This is a genomic window from Streptomyces sp. H27-D2, from assembly GCF_035828615.1.
Taxonomy (GTDB): Bacteria; Actinomycetota; Actinomycetes; order Streptomycetales; family Streptomycetaceae; genus Streptomyces.
Genome location: NZ_JAYMZR010000076.1, coordinates 28,611 through 36,349, shown reverse-complemented (window position 1 = coordinate 36,349; position 7,739 = coordinate 28,611). Strand labels below are relative to the sequence as shown.

At 72.3% G+C, this 7,739-nt stretch carries 11 protein-coding genes; 7 read left to right on the top strand and 4 right to left on the bottom strand.

Annotated features, from left to right (window positions below):
- On the top strand, positions 1–156 hold a 156-nt coding region (locus QMK28_RS25285; protein ID WP_326441889.1), incomplete at its 5' end, for a VOC family protein.
- Here the strand turns inward: QMK28_RS25285 and QMK28_RS25280 are convergent.
- The 3 genes from QMK28_RS25280 to QMK28_RS25270 form a co-directional block, all read right to left on the bottom strand.
- The gene (locus tag QMK28_RS25280) at positions 143–841 is read right to left on the bottom strand and encodes a helix-turn-helix domain-containing protein (RefSeq protein WP_326441881.1); all 699 of its coding nucleotides are present in this window, start codon (positions 839–841) and stop codon (positions 143–145) included. The genes QMK28_RS25285 and QMK28_RS25280 overlap by 14 nt on opposite strands.
- A gap of 77 nt (positions 842–918) precedes the next feature.
- On the bottom strand, positions 919–1,140 hold the full coding sequence (locus QMK28_RS25275; protein WP_326441880.1) for a hypothetical protein: 222 nt from the start codon (positions 1,138–1,140) through the stop codon (positions 919–921).
- A 152-nt stretch (positions 1,141–1,292) separates the two neighbouring features.
- A complete protein-coding gene (locus QMK28_RS25270) occupies positions 1,293–2,204 on the bottom strand; it encodes a glutaminase (RefSeq protein ID WP_326441888.1) in 912 nt (303 codons plus the stop codon).
- 161 nt (positions 2,205–2,365) lie between these two features.
- Here QMK28_RS25270 and QMK28_RS25265 point away from each other — a divergent pair, with 161 nt between their 5' ends.
- The 3 genes from QMK28_RS25265 to QMK28_RS25255 all read left to right on the top strand — a co-directional run bounded on the left by QMK28_RS25265 (position 2,366) and on the right by QMK28_RS25255 (position 4,384).
- Complete coding sequence (locus QMK28_RS25265) at positions 2,366–2,602, top strand: hypothetical protein (RefSeq protein ID WP_326441879.1); 237 nt, start codon at positions 2,366–2,368, stop codon at positions 2,600–2,602.
- Positions 2,603–2,756: 154 nt separating this feature from the next.
- Positions 2,757–3,347, top strand: a complete 591-nt coding sequence (locus QMK28_RS25260; protein WP_326441878.1) for an N-acetylmuramoyl-L-alanine amidase — start codon at positions 2,757–2,759, stop codon at positions 3,345–3,347.
- A gap of 110 nt (positions 3,348–3,457) precedes the next feature.
- Positions 3,458–4,384, top strand: coding sequence for a 1-aminocyclopropane-1-carboxylate deaminase/D-cysteine desulfhydrase (locus QMK28_RS25255; protein WP_326441877.1), 927 nt, complete (start codon positions 3,458–3,460; stop codon positions 4,382–4,384).
- Positions 4,385–4,444: 60 nt separating this feature from the next.
- Here the strand turns inward: QMK28_RS25255 and QMK28_RS25250 are convergent, their stop codons facing one another.
- Positions 4,445–6,055, bottom strand: coding sequence for a Na+/H+ antiporter (locus tag QMK28_RS25250; protein ID WP_326441876.1), 1,611 nt, complete (start codon positions 6,053–6,055; stop codon positions 4,445–4,447).
- Positions 6,056–6,205: 150 nt separating this feature from the next.
- Between QMK28_RS25250 and QMK28_RS25245 the strand changes: the two genes are divergently transcribed.
- From QMK28_RS25245 to QMK28_RS25235, 3 genes are all read left to right on the top strand, one after another.
- Positions 6,206–6,466 (top strand): UBP-type zinc finger domain-containing protein, encoded by a 261-nt coding sequence (locus tag QMK28_RS25245; protein ID WP_326441875.1) that lies wholly within the window; start codon positions 6,206–6,208, stop codon positions 6,464–6,466.
- Positions 6,467–6,584: 118 nt separating this feature from the next.
- On the top strand, positions 6,585–7,091 hold the full coding sequence (locus QMK28_RS25240; RefSeq protein ID WP_326441874.1) for a GNAT family N-acetyltransferase: 507 nt from the start codon (positions 6,585–6,587) through the stop codon (positions 7,089–7,091).
- Positions 7,092–7,316: 225 nt separating this feature from the next.
- Positions 7,317–7,730, top strand: a complete 414-nt coding sequence (locus QMK28_RS25235) for an anti-sigma regulatory factor (protein ID WP_326441872.1) — start codon at positions 7,317–7,319, stop codon at positions 7,728–7,730.
- The last annotated feature ends 9 nt before the right edge of the window (positions 7,731–7,739 follow it).

Genomic DNA, 7,739 nt, shown 5'->3' with positions numbered 1-7,739 from the left:
GTCGCGGCCGGGTACACCGGGCACAAGCAGCCCTGGGACGCCTTCTGGGGGCAGCGCTACGCGTCCGTCCAGGACCCGGACGGCAACACCGTGGACCTGTTCGCGGCGCTGCCCGCCGACCCCGCGGGCTCCGGTGGGGCGTCTAGCGCGGGCTGACCAGCACGCCCAGCGGCACTCCGGCCAGCGCCTTGACCTCGCGTGCGAGATGGGCCTGGTCGGCGTAGCCGGCGACCGTCGCGACCTCGGCGAAGGCGGTATGCGCGCGGGCCAGGTCGAGGGCTCGGTTCAGCCGCAGCACGCGGGCCAGGGTCTTCGGCCCGTAGCCGAAGGCGGTCAGGCAGCGCCGGTGCAGCCCGCGTTCGCCGAGCCCGACCGCCCTGGCGACGGCCGAGACCGGCCGTCCCCGGTCCAGCCCCGCGACGATCGCGGACAGCTTGGGGTCGGGCGGAGCCTCGTCGCGCATACGGTCCGCGACGAGGCCCTCCAGCGCGCGGCCCCGGTCGTCCGCGTCGGCGACCCGCTCGGCGAGCCGGCGGACCGCCTCGCTCGGCCAGAGGTCGCTCAGCGGCACCCGCAGATCACGCAGCTCGTGCGCCGGGACACCGAGGACCGCGGGGCCGGTGCCGGGCGCGAAGCGCAGGGCCGCGTAGGAGGAGCCGGGCGAGTCGTGGGTCAGGTGCGCGCGGGTGTCGGGACCGGCGACCAGCAGCTGTCCCCCGGCCCAGATCAGGTCGGTGCAGCCGTCGGGCAGCACGCGCAGCGGCCCGCCCGAGCCGTCGCCCGCCGTACGGGTCCACACGACCGCGCCGGCCGGCATCGACGACGGCCTCTCCCGGTACATACGTCCAGCATGGCACCGGCCCGGACGACTCCGCACGGCCCCCGCGGCCCCCACCGCCGACACGACCGCTCCGCCCGTCAGGGCACCTCATGCAGGTACATCGCACCGCAGGTGTGGCAGAAGTTCGTCGTCTGCGCGCCCCACGCGTCGGCGGACCGCGTGGCGGCCTTCGCGTCCAGTTCACGCCCGCACATCGCCGTCGTACCGGTCTCGCGGACCATGTGCCACATGATGACCGGGGCGTCCGGATCGCCCGGCGGGACGCCCTCCTCGTACTGCGCGCGCATCTCGTGAAGCATCGCTCCACCTCCTGTCCTCACGATGCCCCCGCCCCCTGGCGCACGCCACCGGGGACGGGCCCGTTCCGCGGGCCCTGCCGTGGCCGGAAGCGCCTGGTCGGAAGCACATGGCCGGAAGCACGTGGTCGAAAGAGCGGGCCGCCAGAGCGTGGTCAGAAGACGGACAGGCCGGTCAGCGTCGTGAAGCGGTCCAGCGCCGCGACGCCCGCCACCGAGTTCCCGCGCTCGTCCAGTCCCGGGCTCCATACGCACAGCGTGCAGCGGCCGGGGATGACCGCGATGATGCCGCCGCCGACACCGCTCTTGCCCGGCAGGCCCACCCGGTACGCGAAGTCGCCGGCCGCGTCGTACGTACCGCAGGTCAGCATGACCGCGTTGACCTGCTTGGCCTCGCTGCGGGCCAGCAGCCGGGAGCCGTCGGCGCGCAGCCCGTGCCGGGCCAGGAAGCGGCCCGCGAGCGCGAGGTCCCGGCAGCTCATCTCGACCGAGCACTGCCAGAAGTAGTGCTCCAGGACGGACGGGACGAGGTTTTCGAGGTTGTCGTAGGCGGCCATGAAGTGGGCGAGGGCCGCGTTGCGGTCGCCGTTGTCGGTCTCGGAGGCGGCCACGGCGGGGTTGAAGCCCAGGTCGGGATTGCCGCTCTCGGTGCGCAGGAATTCCAGCAGGGTGCTGCTCGCGTCGCCGGTCAGCGACTGCAACCGGTCGGTGATCACCAGCGCGCCCGCGTTGATGAACGGGTTGCGCGGGATGCCGTGCTCGTACTCCAGCTGCACCAGCGAGTTGAACGGGTTGCCGGACGGCTCGCGGCCCACGCGCTGCCAGATCTTCTCGCCGTCGCGGGCGAGCACCAGCGCGAGGGTGAAGGTCTTGGAGATGCTCTGCACCGAGAACGGCACCTCCCAGTCCCCCACGCCGTGGACGCCGCCCTCCACGTCGACCACCGCCATGCCGAACTGTTCGGGGGCGACCGAGGCGAGCGCCGGGATGTACTGCGCGACCTGCCCGCAGCCGATCTGCGGGCGCACCTGCGCCGCCACTTCTTCGAGAACCGCCTGGTAGTCCACCGTCACGGGCCCCACCCTAGGGAACCCGACCGGCTGCCGGCCCGTTGACCTGGTGTGTGGCCGCTGCGCCCGGTGAGGTCACCGGGCGAGGGCGGCGCGCAGCTACGTACCGACGTACGGCTGTACCGCCTACCGCCGTACCGATCGACAGGAGACCAGCGATGGCAGGGTTCATGGACCGCGCCAAGGAGCAGGCCCAGCGCGGCCTGGCTCAGGGCAAGGCGAAGGTCGACGACGTACAGCAGCAGCGGGCCGGCGCGGAGCTGCTCAAGAAGCTGGGCGGCGCCTATTACGCCCAGCAGCGCGGCAGCGGCTCGCCCCAGGCCGTGCAGAGCGCGCTGACGGCCCTGGAGAGCCACATCAGCGTTCACGGGGACGGTTTCCTGCGCGGCGTGTGACGCGAAACGACGGGTGAGGCTCCGGGCGGCCGAAAGGGCTCGCACGCCGTACGAATGCTGGTCCGGAGGCTGGCGCGGCGCGCGTTCGCTCCGGTAAAAGCGGGCATACGAGGCGGCCCGCAGACGGTCGCCGCGACCCGAAACGGAGCCGGCCATGTCCCCACCCATGTCCGCAGGCGACTTCCTCTCGGCGCTCCGGGCCGAGGGCCTGACCATCACCCAAGTCGGCGACTGGCGCACGCACAACCGCAATCACAAGGGGCCGTGGGGCCCGGTGCACGGCGTGATGATCCACCACACCGTGACCTCGGGCACCGACAGGACCGTGGAGATCGTCCGGGACGGCTACGCCGGGCTGCCAGGACCGCTCTGTCACGGCATGATCGCCAAGGACGGCACGGTCCATCTGGTCGGCTACGGCCGCTCCAACCACGCCGGGAGCGGCGATGACGACGTGCTGCGAGCCGTGATCGCCGAGAAGCTGCTCCCGCCGGACAACGAGGCCAACACCGACGGCAACCGGCACTTCTACGGCTTCGAGTGCGAGAACCTCGGCGACGGCGAGGACCCCTGGCCGGACGCCCAACTGCTGGCGATCGAGCAGGCCGCCGCCGCTGTCTGCCGCCATCACGGCTGGACCGAGCGCTCGGTCATCGGCCACCTCGAATGGCAGCCGGGCAAGGTCGATCCGCGCGGCTTCACGATGGACGCGATGCGTGCCCGCATCCACGACCGGCTGAAGTAGCACCCGGCCCGACACGTCCTCCCTTCCTCCCTCCGCCTCCGCTGCCTACCCACCCCCCACCCGCCCCGCCCGCCCCTCCGGTCCCAGCCGGATCCGGCGACAAGGGGCGAGTGAGCACCACGCCGGACACGGACCCAGAAGCGCTGCGCCCGCGGCTCCCGTCCCCGCTCCAGGAGATCGAGGACGGGCGGTTCGCCCGCCGCGGCCTCCGGCTGGTGCTCAAACGGGACGACCTGATCCACCCCGCGCTCTCCGGCAACAAATGGCGCAAGCTCGTGCCCAACCTTCGAGCCGCGGCCGAAGCCGGCCACAGCACACTGCTGACGTTCGGCGGCGCCTACTCCAACCACCTGCGCGCCACCGCCGCGGCCGGCCGGCTGCTCGGCTTCGCCACGGTCGGCGTCGTCCGCGGCGACGAGCTGGCCGGGCGCCCCCTCAACCCCTCCCTCGCGCGGGCCGCCGCCGACGGCATGCGGCTCACCTTCCTCGACCGCGGCACCTACCGCCGCAAGGCCGACCCCGAGGTGCTCGGCGCACTCCTCGACGGGCTGCGGGCCCGCTTCGGCGACTGCTACGTCGTCCCGGAGGGCGGCAGCAACGCCCTCGCCGCGCGGGGCTGCGCCGCGCTCGGCGAGGAGCTGCGCGGGCGGGCCGACGTCGTCGCCCTCGCCTGCGGCACGGGCGGCACGCTGGCCGGACTCGCGGCGGGGCTCGCGCCGGACCAGCGGGCGATCGGCTTCCCCGTGCTCAAGGGCGGCTTCCTCGACCGGGAGGTCAGCCGGCTCCAGACCGAGGCGTTCGGCGGCCGGACCGGCCGCTGGAGCCTCGACGACCGCTTCCACTGCGGCGGCTACGCCAAGCGCGGCCCGGCCCTCGACACCTTCGCCGACGACTTCACCGAGCGGCACGGGCTGCCGCTGGAGCGGCTCTACGTGGCCAAGGCGCTGCTCGGGCTGACGACCCTCGCCGAGGAGGGCGCGTTCGGCTCGGGTACGACGCTCGCGGCTGTGGTGACGGGCGGGGTGGGGTACGGGTGACGGGGGCGGGACGTTGGTGACGGGGGCGGGGCCGGTCCTGCTCGGCCGCCCTCCCCTCGCTCACCCCGTCCCGTCCGCCGCTCCCTCCTCGTACGCCGCGGCCTCCTCCAGGTCCAGCTTGCGCAGCAGCGTGCGCAGCATCTCGTCGTCGATCCGCCGGGCGTCCCGGAGTTCCACGAAGACCTGCCGCTCGGCGCCGATCATTTCGCGCGACAGCCTCCGGTACGTGCTGTCGGCGGACTCGCCGGTCTCCGCGTTGACCGTGCCCAGCCGCTCCCACACCGCGTTGCGCCGCCGCTCCAGCACGGTCCGCAGCCGGTCGGTGAGGGGCTGTGGGAGGGCGTTGCGCTCCTCGGTGAGCAATTCTTCGAGGCGGCGTTCGGCGGCCTGTGACGCCTCGCTCTGGGCCTGCGCCTCGGCGAGGGTCTCGGCCTTGACGTCACGGCCGGGCAGCTTCAGCAGCCGGATCAGCGGCGGCAGCGTGAGGCCCTGGACCACCAGCGTGCCGATCACGGTCGTGAAGGTCAGGAAGAGCACCAGGTTGCGGGCCGGGAAGGGGCCGCCGCCGTGCACCGCCGGCGGGATGGAGAAGGCGATCGCGAGCGAGACCACCCCGCGCATCCCGGCCCAGCCGACGACCACCGGCGCGGTCCAGTTCGTGTCCGGTTCGCGGCTGCGCACCCGCGCCGAGAGGACGCGGGGGAGGAACGTCGCGGGGAAGACCCAGACGAAGCGCGCGACCACGACCGCCAGGAACACCGCGACGGCGTACCAGAGCGCCTCCGCGACGCCGTACGCGCCGAGGCCGCGCAGCACGACAGGCAGTTGCAGCCCGATCAGGGCGAAGACGGTCGACTCCAGCAGGAAGGAGACCATCTTCCAGACCGCCGCTTCCTGGAGTCTGGTGGCGAAGTCGACCTGCCACGACTGGTGCCCGATGTGCAGCGCGACGACCACGACCGCGAGCACCCCCGAGGCCCCGACCTGCTCGGCCGCCGCGTAGGCGATGAACGGGATGAGCAGCGAGGTCGTGTTCTGCAGCAGCGGCTCGCGCAGCCGGGTGCGCAGCCAGTGCAGCGGCACCATCAGCACCAGTCCCACCCCGACGCCGCCCGCCGCCGCGAGGGTGAACTCCTCAAGGCCGGCCGACCAGGTCGCCCCCTCCCCCACCGCCGCGGCCAGCGCGACCTTGAAGGCGGTGATCGCGGTCGCGTCGTTGACCAGGGACTCGCCCTGCAGAATCGTGGTGATACGGGAGGGCAGCCCGAGTTTCCTGGCGATGGCGGTCGCGGCGACGGCGTCCGGCGGGGCGATCACCGCGCCCAGCACCAGCGCGGCGGTCAGCGGCAGGTCCGGCACCACCGCGTAGGCGAAGAAGCCGACCGCGAGCGTCGCGAAGAGCACATATCCGACCGAGAGCAGCGCGATGGGCCGCAGATTGGCCCGCAGGTCGAGGTACGAGCTGTCGAGCGCGGCCGTGTGCAGCAGGGGCGGCAGCAGCAACGGCAGCACGATGTGCGGGTCCAGCGCGTAGTCCGGCACGCCCGGCAGATAGGCGGCGCCGAGCCCGGCCCCGACCAGCAGCAGCGGTGCGGGCACCGGCGTACGGCGGGCCAGGCCCGCGATCGCCGCGCTGCCCGCGAGGAGCATCAGCAGTGGCAGTACGTCCATCGGCTCCGGCCCGTCTCCATCCGTCGGCGTCGCCGTCTTCGCGCTGAGGCGCTCGGCGGTGTCGTCCGCGGTATCGGCTCTGGCTGCTTGGCGTGCGGTACCGCCGCTCCTACCCGGCGCGGACCGCTCAGGCGATCTAACCTGGCCATCATGAGCGAGTGCCCGCACGTTCCAGAACTGCCGCGCCCCGAGCCGGCCGCCCTGAGCGACACCTGCCTGGAGTGCCTGGCGGTCGGCAGCCATCCGGTACAACTGCGGCTGTGCCTGGTGTGCGGGAAGGTCTGCTGCTGCGATTCCTCGCCGTACCGGCACGCGACCGGCCACTTCGAGGAGAGCGGGCACGCGGTGATGCGCTCGTACGAGCCGGGTGAGAGCTGGCGGTGGTGCTTCGTGGATCTCTCGATCGTGTGAGAGCTTCCGGGGCCGTCGAGGCTGTCCGGGGCCGCTTGATATGCCGGGGATCGTCTGAGCATCCGCCCGGTTCTGCCGGTCGCCTCCCGTTGTCGGTGGCTGGCGCTAATCTGGGGCCATGATCCGAGCCGCCACTCCCGCCGACGTCCCCGCGATCCGCGCGATGATCCGCGAACTCGCGGAGTACGAACGCGCCGTGGAGGACGCGAGAGCCACCGAGGAACAGCTCCTCGAAGCGCTCTTCGGCGCGCACCCGGCCGCTTTCGCGCTGATAGCTCAGGGCCCGGCGGGCCCTGAGCCGGTCGGCTTCGCGCTGTGGTTCCGGAACTTCTCCACCTGGACCGGCACGCACGGCGTCTATCTCGAAGACCTGTACGTCCGCCCCGAGTCGCGCGGCGGCGGTCATGGCAAGGCCCTGCTGGCCGCGCTGGCCGGCATCTGCGTCGAGCGCGGATACCAGCGCTTCGAGTGGGCGGTGCTGGACTGGAACGAACCGTCGATCGGGTTCTACAAGTCGCTGGGCGCCGAGCCGATGGACGGCTGGACGGTCTTCCGGCTGGCAGGCGGACCGCTGCGCGAGCTCGCCGCGGCGGTCGGCCCCGCTGGCGGCGTCAACCCGGCGTGACGGCTTCCGAATTGGGCCTGCACACCCCTAGCCACTGTCCGTACCCGTAGGCTTACCATGAGTGACACTCGCGACCATGCTCCGTCCGGGCGACACCGGCTCGCGGATCGCGATAGCGTCACAGCCGAACCATGTGCCGTGTCGGATCGTCCCTCTCTCTGTACGAGGGGCGTCCGACCGGCGCCCGTATCAGCTCAACCAGCTTGTGCCACCTTGGAGGTGAGGGTGTCCCAGATCGCAGGCGAGCCCGGGACTCAGGACTTCGTGGAAGTCCGGCTGCCCGCTGCGGGTGCCTACCTGTCGGTGCTGCGAACGGCCACTGCCGGCCTCGCAGCCCGCTTGGACTTCACCCTCGATGAAATCGAGGATCTGCGTATCGCCGTCGATGAGGCGTGCGCGATCCTGCTGGAACAGGCGGTGCCTGGCAGTGTTCTCAGCTGCGTCTTCAAGCTGGTCGGAGACTCATTGCGAGTGACCGTCTCGGCACCGACCACCGACGGCCGCGCACCGGAACGCGACACCTTCGCCTGGACAGTGCTCTCCGCGCTGGCCGGCGAAGTCGAAGCGACCGTCGCGGAGGATCGCACGGTCAGCATCAGCCTGCACAAAAAGCGCGGCGCCGGCCCCGGACAGTCGTGACGGAAGAGG